At 58.9% G+C, this 18,612-nt stretch carries 16 protein-coding genes and 1 pseudogene; 9 read left to right on the top strand and 8 right to left on the bottom strand.

All coding sequences use genetic code 11. The features are described from left to right. Window positions 1-68 precede the first annotated feature (68 nt). Window positions 69-818: an SDR family NAD(P)-dependent oxidoreductase gene (locus AAIS01_RS22245; protein WP_343470718.1), complete on the top strand. Its 750-nt coding sequence runs from the start codon at window positions 69-71 to the stop codon at window positions 816-818. A 31-nt stretch (window positions 819-849) separates the two neighbouring features. Here AAIS01_RS22245 and AAIS01_RS22240 read toward each other — a convergent pair whose 3' ends face one another. Further along, the gene (locus tag AAIS01_RS22240; protein WP_343470716.1) at window positions 850-1,773 is read right to left on the bottom strand and encodes a LysR family transcriptional regulator; all 924 of its coding nucleotides are present in this window, start codon (window positions 1,771-1,773) and stop codon (window positions 850-852) included. Window positions 1,774-1,886: 113 nt separating this feature from the next. On the opposite strand from AAIS01_RS22240, the gene AAIS01_RS22235 reads away from it, so the two are divergent. After that, window positions 1,887-3,137 carry a cation:dicarboxylate symporter family transporter gene (locus AAIS01_RS22235; protein ID WP_343470715.1) on the top strand — a complete coding sequence of 417 codons (1,251 nt, stop codon included), beginning with the start codon at window positions 1,887-1,889 and terminating at the stop codon, window positions 3,135-3,137. A 3-nt stretch (window positions 3,138-3,140) separates the two neighbouring features. Here the strand turns inward: AAIS01_RS22235 and AAIS01_RS22230 are convergent, their stop codons facing one another. The 3 genes from AAIS01_RS22230 to AAIS01_RS22220 all read right to left on the bottom strand — a co-directional run bounded on the left by AAIS01_RS22230 (window position 3,141) and on the right by AAIS01_RS22220 (window position 6,759). After that, a complete protein-coding gene (locus AAIS01_RS22230) occupies window positions 3,141-4,736 on the bottom strand; it encodes an argininosuccinate lyase (RefSeq protein WP_343470714.1) in 1,596 nt (531 codons plus the stop codon). 62 nt (window positions 4,737-4,798) lie between these two features. Continuing rightward, window positions 4,799-6,040, bottom strand: coding sequence for an OprD family porin (locus AAIS01_RS22225; RefSeq protein WP_343470713.1), 1,242 nt, complete (start codon window positions 6,038-6,040; stop codon window positions 4,799-4,801). Between the two features lie 212 nt (window positions 6,041-6,252). After that, window positions 6,253-6,759 carry a transporter suffix domain-containing protein gene (locus AAIS01_RS22220; protein ID WP_343470712.1) on the bottom strand — a complete coding sequence of 169 codons (507 nt, stop codon included), beginning with the start codon at window positions 6,757-6,759 and terminating at the stop codon, window positions 6,253-6,255. A gap of 117 nt (window positions 6,760-6,876) precedes the next feature. On the opposite strand from AAIS01_RS22220, the gene AAIS01_RS22215 reads away from it, so the two are divergent. From AAIS01_RS22215 to AAIS01_RS22185, 7 genes are all read left to right on the top strand, one after another. After that, window positions 6,877-8,403 (top strand): TolC family protein, encoded by a 1,527-nt coding sequence (locus AAIS01_RS22215; RefSeq protein ID WP_343470711.1) that lies wholly within the window; start codon window positions 6,877-6,879, stop codon window positions 8,401-8,403. Further along, the gene (locus tag AAIS01_RS22210; RefSeq protein ID WP_343470710.1) at window positions 8,396-9,535 is read left to right on the top strand and encodes an HlyD family secretion protein; all 1,140 of its coding nucleotides are present in this window, start codon (window positions 8,396-8,398) and stop codon (window positions 9,533-9,535) included. Before AAIS01_RS22215 ends, AAIS01_RS22210 begins: the two co-directional genes overlap by 8 nt. Beyond that, window positions 9,525-10,553, top strand: coding sequence for a DUF2955 domain-containing protein (locus tag AAIS01_RS22205; RefSeq protein ID WP_343470709.1), 1,029 nt, complete (start codon window positions 9,525-9,527; stop codon window positions 10,551-10,553). Before AAIS01_RS22210 ends, AAIS01_RS22205 begins: the two co-directional genes overlap by 11 nt. 501 nt (window positions 10,554-11,054) lie before the next feature. Beyond that, entirely contained in the window at window positions 11,055-11,597 is a 543-nt protein-coding gene (locus AAIS01_RS22200; RefSeq protein WP_343470708.1) for a DUF3455 domain-containing protein, read from the top strand. Between the two features lie 107 nt (window positions 11,598-11,704). Continuing rightward, window positions 11,705-12,271: a sigma-70 family RNA polymerase sigma factor gene (locus AAIS01_RS22195; protein WP_343470707.1), complete on the top strand. Its 567-nt coding sequence runs from the start codon at window positions 11,705-11,707 to the stop codon at window positions 12,269-12,271. Next, window positions 12,268-12,993, top strand: coding sequence for an anti-sigma factor (locus AAIS01_RS22190; protein ID WP_343470706.1), 726 nt, complete (start codon window positions 12,268-12,270; stop codon window positions 12,991-12,993). The genes AAIS01_RS22195 and AAIS01_RS22190 overlap by 4 nt, the downstream gene beginning before the upstream one ends. 466 nt (window positions 12,994-13,459) lie before the next feature. Next, the gene (locus AAIS01_RS22185) at window positions 13,460-15,397 is read left to right on the top strand and encodes a M10 family metallopeptidase C-terminal domain-containing protein (RefSeq protein WP_343470705.1); all 1,938 of its coding nucleotides are present in this window, start codon (window positions 13,460-13,462) and stop codon (window positions 15,395-15,397) included. Window positions 15,398-15,492: 95 nt separating this feature from the next. Here the strand turns inward: AAIS01_RS22185 and AAIS01_RS25750 are convergent. The 4 genes and pseudogenes from AAIS01_RS25750 to AAIS01_RS22170 form a co-directional block, all read right to left on the bottom strand. After that, window positions 15,493-15,633 (bottom strand): annotated as a pseudogene (locus AAIS01_RS25750) (cation transporter); the annotation flags it as partial. After that, window positions 15,634-16,635, bottom strand: a complete 1,002-nt coding sequence (locus AAIS01_RS22180; protein ID WP_343470704.1) for an NAD(P)H-quinone oxidoreductase — start codon at window positions 16,633-16,635, stop codon at window positions 15,634-15,636. Continuing rightward, window positions 16,632-16,970 (bottom strand): carboxymuconolactone decarboxylase family protein, encoded by a 339-nt coding sequence (locus AAIS01_RS22175; RefSeq protein ID WP_047225708.1) that lies wholly within the window; start codon window positions 16,968-16,970, stop codon window positions 16,632-16,634. Before AAIS01_RS22175 ends, AAIS01_RS22180 begins: the two co-directional genes overlap by 4 nt. Before the next feature lie 11 nt (window positions 16,971-16,981). Beyond that, window positions 16,982-18,418: an NAD-dependent succinate-semialdehyde dehydrogenase gene (locus AAIS01_RS22170; RefSeq protein WP_343470703.1), complete on the bottom strand. Its 1,437-nt coding sequence runs from the start codon at window positions 18,416-18,418 to the stop codon at window positions 16,982-16,984. Between the last annotated feature and the right edge of the window lie 194 nt (window positions 18,419-18,612).

Raw genomic sequence — 18,612 nt, 5'->3', positions numbered from 1 at the left:
GCTCAGGCCCTTCCAACCTGGCATGTGCCAATGCGACACATCACTCAATTTCGGAAAAGGTCAGCCCCATGAAACTTGAAGGAAAAATCGCTGTTGTCACTGGCGCATCAAAAGGCATTGGTGCAGGCATCGCCAAAGCATTAGGTGCGGCGGGTGCCACGGTCATTGTGAACTATGCCACGAGCAAATCTGGCGCTGACGCGGTGGTTGCACAGATTCAGGAGCAGGGCGGTAAAGCCGTTGGCATCCAGGCAGATATGAGCAACGCCGCCGACGTGATCCGTTTGTTCGATACGGTCAAGGCCGACTACGGCACGTTGGATATTCTCGTCAATAATGCCGGTGTAGCGGTGTTCCAAATGATCGAAGACCTCACCGAGGAGGCGTTCCACCAGCAATTCAACGTCAATGTGCTCGGGTATCTTCTGGCGGTTCGAGAAGCCGTCAAGTTGCTTGGTCCATCGGCCAGCATCATCAACATCAGCTCTATCCTCAGCACCGATCCCTATTTGGCTTCAAGTGTCTATTCGGCCACCAAGGGCGCGGTCGATACGTTGACGTTCGCGTTGGCGCGAGAGCTTGGACCGCGAGGTATCAGGGTCAACTCGATCTTGCCCGGTCATACCAACACGCCAGCGACTGACGGTAACTTCTCCGGTGAGTTTGGCGAAAAACTGATCGCGGGCACACCGCTAGGCCGTTTCGGCGAGCCTGAAGACATTGCACCGCTGGCTGTGTTCCTGGCGTCCGAGGACTCGCATTGGGTAACAGGCGAATCCATCCGGGCTTCGGGTGGCGTCCGAGGGGTTGGTTACTAAACAAAACACCATCGATTAAAGCTGTGCACGATCACCCTGCCGCCTGCTTGCGATACCCCTTCGCCAGCTCCCGAGCCAGCACGACGAAATTTCGCATTGCCGGCGATTCGTTGTCCTGGCGGCAGGCCAGTGTCAGCGGTGCGACAAGGCGGGGGCGGGCGCCCAGGATGCGGCGGTAGACGACACTTTCCCGGTGTATGTCGCGCATCGAGGCCGGGACTACTGAAACCCCCTCACCAGCCGCCACCAGGCTGACATTGGTCAGCATCCTTTCCACTTCGAAGGCGACTCGCGGTTCGAAGCCGATCGCCTCGCAGGCGCGCAACAGATTGGCGTACATCCCCGGCGCACCGGGCCGACGAACCAGGATAAAGGGCTCGTCGCGCAGGGCCCGTAGCTCGACGGCATCGGGGTGCTCGGCCAGTGCGGGGTGGCCGACCGGCAAAACCATCAATAATTCCTCCACCAGCAGCCGGTGGAACTCGATCCCGTCTGGTCGGCTGACGGGGGCGCGAAGGATGCTCACGTCCAACTGGCCGGCGCTGGCACGTTCGGTCAGGCGTCCGGCGTTGCCTTCGGCGAGCGTGATCGCCACCGCCGGATACTGTTCGCGAAAGGCCCGGATGATGCGCGGAATCAGCGGGTGCGCCGCGGCTGACGAGGTGAAGCCAATCGCCAAGGTGCCTTCGACGCCCTTGGCCACCCTCGCAGCCCGACGCGAACCGTCCTGCACACGGGCCAGGATGGCCTTGGCCTCTTCCAGAAACACTGCGCCGCCGGTGGTCAGGTCCGCGCCTTTGGGGTGGCGTATGAACAATTCGAACCCGAGTTCCGTTTCCAGCGCGCGGATCTGCTGGCTCAGCGGCGGCTGTTGCATGTTCAGGCGCGCGGCGGCGCGGGTGAAATGCCCTTCCTCGGCGACCATGACGAAATAGCGGAGATGGCGAAGTTCCATATGAACGAGAGTCCTGGAGGGGTTGGAGCAGATCGGTGGCGCAACTACAGCCTCTGATCGGTTAGGATACGGGGCACTGAAGCGACTAAAACAACAATATTGCGCGACGGCCCATGATTTTAGCCAAGCTATACCGCAACGATACCCTGCTGATCCTGATCGCGATTGCCCTGGGCATATCGCTCGGTGTCGTGCAGCCGCAATGGGCGATGCGGATGAAACCGCTGAGCGATGTTTTTCTCGGCGTCATCGGCCATGCGGTGCCGCTGGTGATGTTCGTGCTGGTGGCTTCTGCGGTGGCGGGCTTCGGCGAACGCGGCCAAAAGACTCGATGCGCCAGCCGCGTGCTGGCGTACTTCCTGCTGATGACTGTGCTGTCGCTGATCACCGGGGCGGCACTGGCGATATTGCTGGCGCCTGGTGTTGGCGCTGAGTCGCTCCCGGCTGCCATCGCACGGCCGCTTAGCGATCTGCCCTCGGCGCTGATGACCAGCCTGGCTCGGATAATGGGTCATACCGTCATTCTTCCGGTGTTGTTGGCTGCGTTGGTGTTCGGCCTGGTGATTGGCTATGCCGGTGATGCGGGCGAGCCGTTGCGCCGCCGCCTGGATGCGTTGGTTGGCTGGCTGCTATGGGCGCTGCGCAAGGTGCTCAAGTTCGCGCCGCTGGCTGCCTTCGGGGCGATGGCCTTCACGGTGGGGCGCTATGGGCCAGGATCCGCCTGGTCGCTGCTCAAGTTCGTCGGCACGGTCTACTTCGCCTGTTTGCTGTTTGTCACCCTGGTGCTGGGCCTGACGGCGCGGTGCGCCGGTTTCGGGTTATTGCGTCTGATCGCCTACATCAAGGCCGAACTGTGTCTGGTGGCCTTTACCGGCGCTTCGGTGGCGGCGGTGCCAGGGTTGATCGAAAAGCTCGAACGGGCCGGTTGTGATCGTCGAGTGGTGCGGCTGGTGCTCAGCACCGGCTACACCTTCAATCTCACCGGTTCGAACATCTACCTGACCTGTGCCCTGGTGTTTCTCGCCCAGGCCGCTGGCGTCGTGCTGGATGGGCCGCTATTGGTGATGCTGTTGTTGGTGACGCTGGTGACCTCGATGGGGTCGACCAGCGCGGCAGGCTCTGCCTTTCTGACGCTGGCGGCCACGGTCGCGGGCCTGAATCTGGTGCCGCTGGAAAGCATCGGCCTGTTGCTCGGCGTCGAGCGGCTGATGAAATGCCGATCACTGACCAACGTGATCGGCAACAGCCTGGCATGTGTGGTGATCTCGGCCTGGAGTGGTGCGCTGGACCGCCTGGCCCTGCGCGAGGCGCTGATGCCCGGCAGGAAGGCGGCGCTTCCCGACGCCGTGGCCGGGAAGCGCTAAGGCTCAGTTCTTCAGCAGTGTGCCAAAGGCATCGCCCAGGGTGGCCTCGGCCTTCGCCAACCGCTCACGGCGACCATTGGCCCAGTGCTGATCCCCGGCCAGCGCGTCGTTTGCCTCCTTGAGCATGCGCTTGACCTCGGCCGGTTGCGGGCCGCCCGTGCCGACGCGGGTCTTGACCATGTTCTGCGGCGACAGGGTGGCCCGCAACGCCGACTCGCTCAGTGGCAGGGTAGCGGTCTTCCAGTTGTACTTCTGCGCCGCTTTGGTGAACAGCCGCTGCGCCTCGGCATAGGGGAAGTTGGCCGGCACGAAACCCTCCTTGCGTGCTTGACCGACCACCATCGAGGCGAAACTGTGACCGATGCGAAAGGGCACCTTGTGCTCACGCTCCAGGGTATCGGCCAGCTCCATTGAGGTGGTCCATTCGCCTTCCAGCTCCTCCAGCGCACGCTGCGGATTGATCACCAGCGCATCCAGGACGTGGCGCGTGCGGACGAACATTTGCTGCGCATTATCGAACAGCCCGAGCGCGTCGAAGGCGAACTTGTAGTCGGTCATCCCGGTGGTGACGTTGTGCGCACGCAGGGTGACGGTCTGGGCAAGACCGACCACATCGGTGGCCGACTCCCGCGCGCGCATGATCAGGCCCGGGTTGCGCTTCTGCGGCATGGCACTGCTGGTGTAGGTGGCGCCTTCCTCAAGCAGCAGCCAGGGGCGAATCTGATGATATTGCGTATGGATGTCGCCCAGCATCGCGCCGATACGGATCGCCGAGGATGAGGCAATCCCGGCCGCCTCGATGGGGATGTCATAGGTCGAGACCTGTCCGGCATCCAGCGAGTTTTCGCGCACGCCATCGAAGCCGAGCAGTTCGGCCAGGCGCTCGCGGTTGAGTGGCCAGCCGGAATTGGCCAGCACCGCCGTGCCCATAGGGCTGAGATTCAGACGCTTGTACAGCTCGCGAATACGCTGGGCGTCGCGCTCGAACGCGGCCTCGTAGGCCAGCAGGTAATGGGCGTAGGTGATCGGCTGCGCCTGCACGCCATTGGTGTAGGCGGGGATCAGCGTGTCGACATTATCCTTGGCCAGCTTCAGCAGTTGCGCGCGGGTGTCATTCATCGCGTCGGTGTAATCCAGCAGTTGGCTGCGCAAGGTCGCGAGACGGTAGGTGGCGTACATGTCCTGGCGACTGCGGCCGGAGTGGATCAGCGAGGCCTGCGGGCCGATCTTGTCGATCATGATGCGCTCGATCTGCAGCACGTCGCTGGGCTTCTTGCCGTCCGGTTTACCGGCCTGATCAATCACGTACTGAACGCCGCGGGCGATCTCTTGCCCCTGCTGGCGGCTTACGATGTTTTCTTCGGTCAGCATGACGATGGACGCCTTGTTGATCCGGTTGACCCAGGTGAACTGGTTGTCGTGCTTGCTCGGCTTGGCCGCGGCACGATCGACCGTCGCGCCGATCTTCGCCGCCTCGGCCGCGCATTCGGCCGTGGTGCGGCAGGGCAGGTCGCCCGTGTCTGCCGCCTGTACGCTCAGATGGGGAGTGGCCAGGGCGAAGGCCACGGCCAGGGAAAGCAGTGTCTTGTGCAGAATCATGATGAATATCCTGTTCAGCGAGACCGTCGCCCGCTCGGGCAACGGTACGGTGTGGGCGGGTTTTAGAGCAGCGACAACGTGTAGCTGAGGATGAAGCGGGTCTGATCGATGTCATTGCCCGTGCTTCGGTAGGTGCCGTTGCGCAGCTTCACGCCGAAGTTCTTCAGAGCACCTTGCTGGAACACGTAGCCGATGTCGGTATTGCGCTCCCACTCATGGCCGTCACGTCCGCCAGGGCCGTCGAAGCCGTCGCCACGCACATAGCGGGTCATGAAGTTCAGCCCAGGCAGGCCCACGGCTGCGAAGTCATAGTCGTAGCGCAACTGCCAGGACTTCTCGCCGGGGCTGGCGAAGTCCGGCGAGATCATTACGTAGTTCACCAGATACGAATTGGTGCCATTGATATGCGGGAAGCCTGTTTCGCCCTGCATCTTCTGGTACGCCGCAGCGAACGCGTGACCGCCAAGCTCATAGGTGAACTTGGCACCGAAGGCATCGTTGTCGACGTTGGTGTTGCCTGCCTCGGTGGAACGGGCGAAGCGCAGATCGCTCTTGAACGCCTGGTCCTCGCCCAGCGCCAGCACATGCGCCAGGTTGAAGATGTGCTGCTTGTAGTTCTGATCCAGATGGCCGTAGTGATAGCCCGTGGTCAGTTTGGGCGTCCAACGATAGCTGGCGCTGGCGAAATCGAACTGGTCGCTGGCTTGACCGCCTCTGATACCCTTGCCGGCCACCAGCATGTCCTCATTGGCGGCGGAGTTGCGCAGGCTGTTCTGGGTCAGGCGACCCGTATTCAGCGTCAGCCCGTCGATTTCCCGCGAGGTCAGCATCCCGCCGCGAAAGGTCTGCGGCAGCAAGCGCGAATCGTTGGGCAACACCGTCGGCAGCTTTGGCACCAACGTGCCGGCGAACAGCGTGGTCTTCGAATAACGCGCCTTGGCAGTCACGCCTAACTGGCTGTACTCATCCGGTGCCTTGTCATCGCCGACCGGCAACAGGCCAGAGTTCTGCCGGTCCGGCCCCGAGTCGAGCTTGACCCCCAGCAGGCCAATCGCATCAATACCAAACCCCACCGGCCCTTCGGTAAATCCGGACTCGTATTTGAGTAAAAAGCCCTGCGCCCATTCTTCGCGTTTCGACTGGTTGGCGTCTTCCTGTCGGTAATCGGCGTTGAAGTAGAAGTTGCGAAGTTCCAGCGATGCCTTGCTGTCGGCAAGAAAGTCGGCCATGACCACACCCGGCAAACCCGCGCCCAGCGCAGCGACCGCAATTGCCGCGGCGAGCGGCTTCGGTGACCTGTGCATTGATGTCTCCTGATTATTTTTATTGGAGGTGGACGCCGCAGACAGAAGGCCACGCAGCGTCCGGGCGAATGCTAGTCACCGGGGTGGGGGAATTGAAAATATATGTTATGTACTGAGTTCAGATGTTTTGCATATGGTTAAGGCGGGTTGGTTTTTTTAGCGGGCTACTGACCGTGCTCATTGGGTTGAAAGCCTTTGTTTCTATCGTCGACTCACATCGCACTTGAGTCTGAGACACGTGCAGTTCGCACAAATAACGCGTGTACCTTCTCCCAAAAATTCCCCCCGAGTACAAAAAAGCTGCCAATCAGCATGACGTCACCCAACAATTGGGCCTGCCAGAGGTTCGGTCTGAGACCTGGCCAGAAGGCATCGACGTAAGGCTCGAGAAATGAGCAGATCAACGGCAAGCAGAACATCACGATGCCGATTCGATGACGAACCGGGCCAACTTCGTCCTCCATGGAAGGCACAAGCCCGGACACGTAACCGACCAAGCTGCGCTTCAACTGCTGGAAGCCGGCCTTGCCCATGACGGCGATGACGAGAATCAGCAGGACTTTGTTGCTGATAAACAGGACCCCAGTCAGCGCTGCGATCTTTGAACCAGGCACATCGAGCGCCGCCGCGACCGGCACCATTAACCAGGAGCCTAGCATCAGACAAATGATGGCTATACCCAGTTTGAATCGCCATTTAGCGGTATGGGGAGCGTTCATGGTTGCCGTACCTTTTTGACTGGACTTATCAAATGTGACGATGCTTGAAGAGCTTAGCAGTCTGCGGGCGATCAGGGCGTCTATGCTCCTGTAGTCTTCCTTGACTGGGAAAAACGCATGCATCTGACGCGATCGGGCCAACTGCTAGTGTTTGGAGTGCTCGGCTTGAGTGGCTGCGTGCGCCTGGGGCCAGACTTTCAGTCACCGAGGGAGGCGTGGCCAGGACATTGGACGACTCCTGCCCTTGAGCAAGTCAGCCAACGCAGCCGGACCCCGGACTTTCGTCAATGGTGGCAAGTTTTCGGCGACCCGGTCCTCAATCGTTTGATTGCTGAGGCGGATGCCAACAATTCAGACCTTAAAGTTGCCGGTCTGCGGGTGATTGAGGCGCGGGCCCAGCTGGGTATCGCCCAAAGCGGGCGTTACCCACAACTGCAGCAAGCCAGCGCCGACAGTCTGTACTTCAACCGTAATCAATCCGGCGGGAGTCATGCGCAAAACAGTCATTTCTGGCAATACAGTGCGGGGTTCGACATTGGGTGGGAGTTGGACTTCTGGGGGCGTTTCAGTCGCGCCATTGAATCATCCGATGCCAGTTACTTCGCCGCCCAGGCCAATTTCGAAGACGGGCTGGTTCTGCTACGCGCCCAACTGGCCAGTACTTACTTTTCGCTGCGTACCACCGAAGCACGTTTGCGTGTGGCTAAGGAAAACGCCAAACAGCAAAAGCGTAACTTCGAGATAACCGAGAGGCTATTCAAGAGCGGCCAGAATGCAGAGCTCGACCTGCAACAAGCCAGAACCCAATACCTGGGCACCCTCAGTACCATCCCCGACTTCGAGGATCAGGTTTTGCGTACCCGTAATTCGTTGGCGGTACTGATTGGGCGGCCGCCCGGCGCTCTACCGCAACTGGTCGAGAATGAAGGATGGATTCCGCTGGTGGATCGTACCGTGCTGCAGGATGTACCGGCTAATCTGCTGCTGCGCAGGCCCGACGTGCGTGCAGCTGAGCTCAATGTCGCGGCTCAGTCGGCCCTGATCGGTGTGGCCGAAACCGATTTCTATCCGTCGCTGACCTTGCTGGGCAGCATCGTTTGGACGACTGATACGCTCAATGGCACGCCCAGGAGTCTGGACCTGATCGGTGGCCCGAGTTTGCGCTGGAATCTGTTCGACCATGGCCAGATCAGTAACAACGTGCGCGTGCAGGATGCGCGGTTGCAGCAACTGATCGAAGGTTACCGCGAAAAGGTGCGCCAAGCTGCACGCGAGGCAGATGACGCAGCCAACGGACTGATCAAGTCCCTGGAGCGCGAAGCCATCCTGCGTGAGGCCGAAGTCGCCGCCAAGCGCTCACTGGTGCTGGCCAACGCCCTGTATCGGGAAGGGTATTCGGACTTCCAGCGGGTGCTCGACGCGCAACGCGCGCTGCTGGAGCAACAGGACAATTATCTGGTCAGCCGCAGCAATGCCGTCAGCAATGTGATTGCCCTATACAAAGCGTTGGGCGGTGGTTGGTACAGCGTCCGACCGAAAGTTGATCCGGCCACCCGCCAGCAAATGGAAACGCGCACGGACTGGGGCAATTTGTTGGATGAGCCTTCAGCAGCGGAACCCAAACAGGTCAACCATCATGAGTGAAACCGCGCAGTCCTCCCCCGATGCCTCTTCCCCCGAGGCGCCAGAACCGCCAGTTGAACCCGGCTCAAAAGGCATCAAGTGGGTACTGATCTTAATCACCTTGAGTCTGGCCTGGTACTTGTTGGCTGACCGCTTTACGCCTTATACGCAACAGGCTCGAGTAGGTGCCTTTGTGATTCCGGTGGCTGCGGAAGTGGCTGGTCGAGTCATCCGCGTCAACGTGCGGAACAATCAGGACGTCAAGGCAGGAGATGTGCTGTTCGAAGTGGATCCTCAGCCATATCAGATTGCCGTCGACCGTGCGCGTGCAGATCTTGAGTCCACCCGTCGACAGATCGGTGCCAGCACCGCCGGCATAGTCGCGGCACAAGCCAATGTGCGAGCGGCCCAGGCGAATGAACTCAAGGCGCAGCAGGATAACCAGCGGCTCGAGGGTTTGTACCGCGAAGACCCTGGCACCATTTCCGTACGCTTGCTCGAAGTATCTCGTGCCAACTACCAACAAGCGGTCAGCCAGGTTGCCGCCGCCCGTGCCGAGGTCCAGCGCGCGCGCGAGCAAGAGGGTGGCAGTGCGGAAAACAACGCGTTGCTGCGCAGCGCCGCCACCGCGTTGTCGAAAGCTGAACTCGATCAGGCTAATACACAGATTCGCGCACGTTCGGCAGGTTTGATCACCGATCTACGCACCGACGCCGGGCAGTTCGCAGCCATCGGCAGCCCCGTCATGACCCTGATCGCCATCCATGATGTATGGATCAGCGCAGACATGACCGAGAACAACCTCGGTCTGGTCAAGCCCGAGACGCCGGTTGCGATCGTTCTGGATGCATTGCCAGGCGAAGTGTTCGACGGGCGTGTACGCAGTGTCGGCTACGGTGTCAGCGTGGGTCCGACGACGGCGCCCGGTACATTGCCAACTGTGCAGAACAGCCGGGATTGGCTTCGTCCGGCACAGCGTTTTCCAGTGATCATCGAATTTTCCGAGGAATCAATGGCCAGGCTGCGTGACACTCGCGCAATACGTGCCGGTGGCCAAGCCGAGGTCATGGCTTTCCCCTCTCAAAGCAACCCGCTGAACCCACTGGGCCGTCTATTCCTGAGGCTGATGAGTTGGCTGTCTTATGTCTACTAAGCGGACGCCGAGGACTCAGCGGGCGTTACGCCTGGCTACAGGCACCGCGCTGTGCCTTGCGGTCAGCTTCGGCGTGGCCTTGCCGATTCCCTTTATCGCGCCCGTGCTTGCTGTACTTTTGATCGCCACCCTCAATCGTCCGTTGCAACTCAAGGCCGGACTGACACTTGCACTGGCAGCGATGTTGACCACCGGTGTAGGCCTATTGCTTATCCCAATCCTGCGCTACTACCCGTTCAGCGGCATTCTCCTGGTCGGCGTGAGCCTGTTCCTGGTTTTTCGCTTGGGTCTGCGTGGCGGCAATAACCTGATCGTCACGTTTCTGGTGATCGGCCTGACCATGATCTCCTCAGCTGGCTTCGTCGATTTTGACTTGGCGATGATGATCATCGGTGCATTAGTTAAAGGTTTGATCCTCGCCGTCATGGTGCTGGCGATAAGTCATTGGCTGTTTCCCGAGTCAGCCAATACTCCGTCACCACCCGCGGCCACGGCCTTGCGAGCGGAAGACGTCGACAGGGTAGCGCTGCGGGCAGCGCTGATTGTATTACCGGCGTTTCTGGTGGCCCTGATTGATCCGGCCAGTTACCTGCCCATTGTCTTGAAAGCGGTCAGCCTGGGTCAGCAGAGTTCCGCAACGACGTCGCGTAATGCCGCTCGCGAATTGCTTGGCTCGACCTTGTTGGGAGGCCTGCTGGCAGTGTTGTTCTGGTGTGCACTGAGCCTCTTTGTACACCTATGGATGTTCTTCCTTTGGATGCTGCTGTTCGGCCTCATGCTGGCGCGCAAACTATATGGGCTAAGCCCCACACGCTTAAGCCCAGGGTTTTGGCTCAACAGCTTGATCACGCTGATTATTCTGCTGGGCCAGTCGGTTCAAGACAGCATTGCAGGCAAGGACGTCTACACGGCGTTTGCCGTACGCATGGGACTGTTCATTCTCGTGACGCTGTATGCCTGCCTGATGGTTCATATTCTGGATCAGCGACAACCAAGACAAGCTCAAGAGTTAATCTGATTGAATAAAACGCCTCATGGGCAATCCTTGCGATGAAGTCCTCAGAAAATATGGCAAGGGTAGCAAAAGCGTTTGCCTACTTTGGGTCGATGCGGTCTTTCGTGAAAGGCAACTATTAACCCAGAGCGGCCGGTGGGACAGACAGAAACCGGCCAGTAGCGGTCATTTACGTCTATCGTGTTAGTCCGTGCATGAGAATTCAGACAGTGGAGTGATTTCGGCTGCTTTTTAGCCCAATACCCTCACGCTAAAGGGGGCCCCCAGAGGCACCATTTTCAGTTAGTACTTCCAGCGCCATGACTACTGAACTAGAGCCGAAGAGCGTGACAACACCATCGCAGCTTCCATGAGAAGGTTTTCTTTGGTAGGGAGTGGCTGATCAAATGGGGTGGTTGTGGCGCTGATATTTTTTTCTATTGGCTGCATCCAGTCCGTCCTCTGGCGGGTAGTACAGGTAGTAGCCACAGCGCTGCTGAACTGATCACCTTCTGGAGAGATTGCATGAACACTAAACGATTCCTCTGCATTGTCAGTACTACTCTTGCAGCTACCTGCTTGTTGGGCACTGTGCCAGCAGCCTATGCGCAAACAGGTCTGCCCGAGAGCATAAAGGTCCCGGACGGCCATAAAATCGCGCTGGAGACCGTGGGTACGGGCGAAATCACCTATGAGTGCCGCGACAAGGCTAACTCCGTTGGCCAGACTGAATGGACTTTCGTCGGCCCCAAAGCGGTACTGAATGACCGCAGCGGCAAACAGGTTGGCACTTATTTCGGGCCACCGGCTACATGGCAAGCCAAAGACGGCTCTAAAATCACCGGGACGCAACTGGCGGTTGCCCCCTCAAGTACCGGTGACCTCCCTTATCAGTTGGTCAAGGCTAACCCCGCTGAAGGTAAAGGCGCGATGAGCGGCGTCAGTTATGTCCAGCGGGTGGCCGTTAAAGGCGGTGTCGCGCCCATGACCAAGTGCTCCGCCGCAAACAAAGGCAAACGGGAAGTAGTGAAATATCAGGCCGATTATATTTTTTGGGCCGCCAATTAAGTCTACGATTCGGAGCAGGATGTCAGCGCACAAAGTCGTCTACGCTGCTCCCATGGAGCCCCAGCCTTTGGGCTGGGGTATTGACTACCTACTGACGGCTGAAGAACTTGTCCTTGCCTGAGCCCCTTTTTGACTATGAAGCTTGTTTGATTGCTTGTGCTCGAGGCGAGCAGCAGGCACTGCGCAACTTGTATGAGCAGGAAAGTGCTCGTCTTCTGGGTGTTGCCAGGCGAATCGCTCGTGATAACGCCCTGGCCGAAGATATCGTGCACGATGTCTTTATCAGGATATGGACCCGTGCCGCCAGTTTTGATCCAGCGAGAGGCTCTGCGCGTGGCTGGATCTTTAGCGTGACGCGGCATTTGGCGCTCAACTTCATGCGTGATAACGCCAGAGAGGTACAGGTCAGCGAGCACAGCGAATTGGCGCAGCAAGCGTTGGCGTCCATGGATATATCGCTACAGAGTGTAGACACCTTCGATTTTCGAGTTCGGTCTGGGCGTATCTATAGGTGCCTTGAGCAACTGGAGCCGGTGCGACGCAACTGCATACTTCATGCGTATGTAGACGGCTATTCTCATTTGGAAATATCGCGAAAACTGGACGCCCCGCTGGGGACTGTCAAAGCCTGGATCAAACGCAGTCTGGTGGTATTGCGGGAGTGCATGGGATGACCATAAGCCCAGAGGATGACAGCCACGACCGCATTGACGAACTGGCGAGTGAGTATGTGTTAGGCACGTTGCCAGCCGAGCAACGCATTGAGGTACAAAAGCGTCTCGCTCAGGAGGCCGATTTGCGCGCGGCTGTGGATGCGTGGGAACGGCGGTTGCTTGCCTTGACCGAACTGGCTGAACCGCAAACACCTACTCCACTGCTCTGGGGGCGAATCGAGCGTAGCTTGAACAGCAATGACCGGCGAGCACTGCGGGTGACGACCACTGCGCAGCAGATCCCATGGTGGAACCTTGTACCGTTATGGCGTGGGCTTGCGGCAGCAGGTCTTGTCTCAACGTTGTTGCTCGGAACAATCCTTCTGACACGAACCGCCCCGGTGACTACCTACCTGGTCGTTCTGGTGGCTCCGCAGAACCAAGCGCCCGGCTGGGTCATTCAGGCGAGCAATCCAAAGGAAATCCAGTTGATACCGTTGGGGGTTGCGCAAGTCCCAACCGACAAAGCACTTGAGTTCTGGACCAAAGCAGACGACTGGCAAGGACCGGTATCCCTTGGATTGGTCAAACCTGGGCAAACGCTTTCAGTCCCTCTGAATAAATTGCCGCCGCTGGAACCCAACCAGCTCTTTGAACTGACCTTGGAGAACCCCAACGGCTCGCAAACTGGCAAACCCACAGGACCCGTGCAGTTCATTGGTCGTGCCGTTAAAGTGATCTGACGAACACATCATGACTTGGTTTTCGATGTTTACTTTGGATCAATTTTGGTTAATGCGATCGGATGAAATGGACCGATTCTGTTGAAAAAATCGATCCTGGTTTCCGCGGTAGAAAATTACGCGCTTGAGATTGAAATCTTTACATCGAGCAGAGGATGCCGGGCTCAGATTCGAGTAGCAGGGACGCTCCGCGTTCCGCTTCTGGAAGGTGAGGCGGAGTGTGGGAACGATCCAAAAAGGGTTTTGACACACTCTTGGCCGGAACTCCTCGTCGATCAACTTCCGCAGCTGCCGCAGGCTGGTTGCATCGGTAGCAGCGTAGAAGGTCGTCCAGGAACCTTCTTCGTTTCGTAAAGTGGCAACCAGACTGAGCCGTGTCTATTGTTTTTGGCGACAGATTGCTATCGGAGGCATGGACATGAGTCAGAGCATCTCGCCCACAGCTTCAGCTGTGGGGAACATGGGCATGGTAGCCACGACCTTATGGGGCTCGGACAACATCGGCGGTATCACGGTCGATCCGGACGGTGCTATCTGGCTGGGCGCTTACAGTCGCCTGGGGCTGGGAGGCGAAGAGGATTCAGGCTTCACCGGCAGCCTGGTCCGGTTCAATGCCAACGGTAGCCTGGACCGCAACTACAGTGGAGACGGTAAATCCCTCCTGCCTGTGTCGCTCGATATCGAGGACGGCGGTAATGCTGCGGTGCAGCCGGGAGGGGGCTATCTGGTGGCGCAATACGTGAAAGTAGGCGACGCCTGGTTGTCGGGCATAACGCGTACCTTGGCCGACGGCAGCCTCGATACGAGTTTCGGGAACGGCGGCACCGCGATAGTGCCTTTCTACTGGAATGACTCTCTAGGCCAGCAAGCGTCGTTCTCGGTACAGCGCGACGGCAGCTTTTTCGCGAGCGCTGCGTATCCCTCTGGGGAGATCTATATCGCCCGCTTCGACGCGACAGGGGCCTTGGTATCGTCTTTCGCAGAGGCTGGGGTCCTGCACCTACCGGCGTCCGTCGGCATTCAACCCAGCGGCACGATCGACGTTTCGCTGCAGGGAGACGGGAAGGTATTGGTCACGGGGCGAGATACGCTGACCCGCCTCAACCAGGACGGTACCCTGGATAGCAGCTTTGCCAACGGCGGCAGCCTGGCCCTGGATGTTCACGCAGACGCCCTCGTCATCCAGGATGACGGCAAAATCCTGCTGGCGGGCGCCTCGGGCGGCGTGGCGAGCGTCATTCGACTCAACGCCGACGGCTCCCTCGACAGCGATTTCGGTGATCAGGGTCGGGTAAGTTGGGGCTCGCAAAGCGCGCCTTTCGCCGTAGCCGACATGATCGTGCTGGCCGACGGCAAGCTGTTGATCGGCGCAATGCAAGGCACGAGCGCGGACGGCTATCTGGCTGCCTTGGTTCAGTTGAACCCCGACGGTAGCCTGGACCACAGCTTTGGCAACCCCGATGACGGCTATTACCACCTTGACGGTGGCCGCGATGATGACTTCTTGCTGGGTACCGACTCATTCGATGATGCGATCGTTGGCGGGGCCGGTAACGATCTGCTCGATGGCCAGCAAGGTCGCGACCTGCTGACAGGCGGTGCCGGGGCCGATACGTTCCGTTACGAGTCAGTCTCAGATAGCTACCGAACCGCAACCACGGCCCATAGCGACCGAATCACCGACTTCGACCCCAACACCGATACGATCGACCTCTCGTCCATGGGCTTGCTCGGCCTGGGCAATGGACATGACGGAACGCTGGCGATACGGGTCAATGAAAGCGGGACGCGGACTTACCTCAAAAGTTTCGATGCCAACGCGGATGGGGAACGCTTCGAATTGGTCTTCGACGGTGACTTGGGCCAAACGCTGAATGAAACCAACCTCCTGTTCCAGCACGCCAGTTTGATGGGCACCGAAGAGGCTGATCGTTTACAAGGCAACGCTCGAGGCGAAATCATCGAAGGGTTGGCGGGCGATGATCGCCTTTATGGAGCGTTAGGGAATGATGTATTGGTTGGCGGAGAGGGTCGGGACCTATTGGTGGGTGGCGGTAACAACGATGTGTTCCGCTTCGACGCACTGAGCGACAGCTACCGTACCGCCACTGAAAACCACACTGATCGCCTGATTGACTATACCGCGGGTGAAGACACTATCGATTTGTCCGCCTTGGGCTTTACCCGGCTGGGGAATGGTTACAACGGCACGTTGGACGTGGTGGTCAATGAAGCCAAGAACCTGACTTACTTGAAGAGCTACGAAGCCGACGCCAATGGGGCTCGATTCGAGCTGAGCTTGGCAGGAGACCACTCCGGTTACCGCAACCTGGACATCATCTTCGCCGAGCCCCCGGGAGATGAGGTCTTTCAATTGATCGGAGTGGCTGACCTCTGGGTGTAGAACGCAAACCTGGTTATTCCTTGCCTTTGGCAGCTTGCTTAGCGGTCTAGGGCATTGCGGGTTCCTTTCGAGGCGATGGTGGGGGAGGCGCTGAGTCAGGCCGATCGAAACTCGACCGTCAGATGGCAGACTTCGTGAACCGGCTTGAGGCGTTCACGAATGCTGTCGGCGCTCGCAGTGGCGTGACCAACGACGCTGACGACGGCCGCATGGGCTTGTGGTCCAACCCGCCAGACTCAAACCAAGTCTTCAGGCTGCATGGTCAAAATGATTTTCCCGACGTTCTCGCAAGATTCCATCCGGCGATGTGCATCGGCGGCACGTGACAACGGGAACGTGCTGTCAACGACAGGCTCGAGGCTTGCTGCACCATCGAAGCGATCAAGCCAATGCTCACGGAAGCGCCTGATCATGTCGTGCTTCTCCGGCTGCGTGCGGGACTTCATGACCGTGCCAATGATTTGCAAGTGACGGTAGAGGATATGCTCCAGCTCTATAGTTACTTTGCCGCCACCGCCGAGGATGCCAACCTGAATCAGGCGGCCGCCATGCGCAAGGGATGCGACGTTGCGTGCGAAGTAGGGCTCGCCGATAAAGTCGATGACGATATCGACGCCTCTACCGTTGGTTTTATCGGCAATGACGTCGGCGAAGTCCTGTGTCTTGTAGTCAATCGCGACATCTGCCCCCAAGTGCTCGACGCGAGACAACTTGCTGCCTTCAGTTGTCGCATACACCGTGGCGCCTGTGGCGTAAGCCAGCTGCACGGCGGCAGACCCAACGCCTCCAGCAGCAGCGTGAATCAGCACCGAGTCGCTGGCCTTGAGCCGAGCCAGATGCATCATCGCTTCATGGGCGGTGACGAATACCTCCGGAATTGCTGCCGCGTGCACATAGTCCAGCTGGGCAGGGATGTGCATGGCCATGCGGTAGTCGATTCGAGCCAGTTCGGCATAGGCGCCGCCTCCAACAACGCCCATCACTCGATCACCCACCTCAAATCCGATCACCTCACTGCCTGCATCAATCACCTCTCCGGCGATCTCCAGCCCGATGATCGGGGAGTCACCGAAATTAGGATGGCCATAGCCACCCGTTCGATGAGTCAGATCCGCACGGTTCACCCCCGCGGCATAGACACGCACTAGCAGGTCGGTAGGACGCGCTTCAGGAGTGGCAACCTCTGCGAGTTCCAGGACGTCTGCGGCACCAAATTCTCTGATGTTGATGGCTTTCATGCTTGGTTGTTCTCCGATTCGGTAAACGTGGCGTTGGCGATAGCAGACGCGGTAATGGCGCCAGGGAATCCCACGTAGAAAGCTAAGTGCGTGATCGCCGCTGCAATTTCGTCATGGTTAACGCCATTGCCCACCGCCCGGCGTAAATGAGCGGGCAATTCTTCCGAGTGGCCCCCGGCGATCAATGCGGCCACGGTGATCAGGCTGCGGTCGCGGGGGGACAATGCCGGATCGCTCCAGATCTGCGGATAAAGCGTTGAGTCGACGAACTGCGACAGCTTGGGAGTGAATGCGCGCGCCGCTTCGCGGGGACTGCTGAAATTGATCTTGGACATGGGAGTTACCCTTAAACCTGGCTGATGAATTTGTGGGTCAGATAGTGCTCGATGCCTTCAATGCCGCCTTCCGAGCCATGACCGCTTTCTTTCATGCCGCCGAACGGAAGCTCGGTGGCGACGATGCGGTATTGGTTGATCCCGATCATTCCGGCCTCCAATCCGTCAGCGACGTCAATTGCGGTTCGCGCACTGGATGTGAATGCGTACGCTGAGAGCCCGTAGGGCAGGCGGTTCGCTTCTTTCAGTCCATCCGCCAATTCATCGAACGGCATCAGTACTGCGATGGGGCCAAAGGGTTCTTCGTGCATGACTCGGGCGTTCAGCGGCACATCCGCCAGAACGGTGGGCTGGAAGAAGAAACCTTCACGTGACAAGGCTTCGCCCCCGACCAATACCCGAGCACCTTTCTCGACGGCATCGGCCACCAGTTCTTCCATCTTTGCCAATTGCCTTGGGTTGGCCAAAGGGCCCACTTGAGTGTCTGGATGCAGGCCATCACCGATTCTCAGGGCTTTGGTTGCAGCGACAAAGTGATCGACAAATGCTTGATAGGCACTGCGCTGGATCAGAAAACGAGTGGATGAAATGCACACCTGTCCGGTTCCGCGAAACCGATTCGCGGCACCTTCGGTTGCAGCTTTTTCAATATCTGCATCTGCGAATACGAGCACGGGGCCGTGCCCACCCAACTCAAGGGTGATGGGCTTAACGCCTTCGGCAGCTCGGGCAGATAGCAGGCGACCGATGGGCACTGAGCCGGTAAAGGTGACTTTTCGAATGATCGGTGAGGCGATCAGTTGGCTGGACACTTGATCCGGTACGCCGAAGACCACCTGCAGCACCCCTTTGGGCAAGCCCGCATCGTCGAGCGCACGAGCCAGGGCCAGCGCTGTGGAGGGACTTTCTTCACCTGGCTTGAGGATAACGCTGCACCCGGCGGCCAAGGCTGCCGAGAGCTTGCGGGCTGGAGTAATGGCCGGGAAGTTCCAGGGTGTGAACGCTGCCACTGGGCCGATGGCCTGGCGTTTGACTAGCTGGAGTACGCCAGGACGGTTGGCCGGTACCACACGGCCATCAATACGCCGGGCGCTCTCGGCGAACCACTCGAAGTATTCCGCCGCACGTATCACTTCATCCATGCTTTCACCCAGCGGCTTGCCTTCTTCCAGTGTCATTTGCGCGGCGATGTGCGGTGCTCGTTCAATGATCAGGTCGGCGGCCCGTTTGAGGATTTTTGCGCGTTTGTCAGGTACGGTCTGGCGCCATTGTTCGAAGCTCAGTCGAGCCACCTCAAGGGCGTTATCAAGGTCACCTGCGGTGGCGAGGGGGACGCGCCCGATAATCCGTCCGGTTGCCGGGTTAACGACAGCAGCAGTGTCGCGCCCTTGGTCACTGATCCATTCACCACCGATGAAAAGATAAAGCGGGTCGTAGGGAGTGTTCATGATGTGGCCTTCATTTGGTTGTCAGGGTTTGGTATGACGCTCGGCGCCTCAGTGGCTTTGCCGCAGGCCTGTTGAGGCGGCCTGTGCAACCAAGTCTATGGAAGGCGACACCGTTGATTTAGTCGGCCCAGAGGGAATCATTGTTGTCAGCAGAGGTAATATCGAGCATCGGGCCGAGCGTGTAGCATCATGGA

The organism is Pseudomonas halotolerans (assembly GCF_039581215.1).
Classification (GTDB): domain Bacteria; phylum Pseudomonadota; class Gammaproteobacteria; order Pseudomonadales; family Pseudomonadaceae; genus Aquipseudomonas; species Aquipseudomonas tehranensis.
This window is presented reverse-complemented; position numbering and strand designations above follow the sequence as displayed.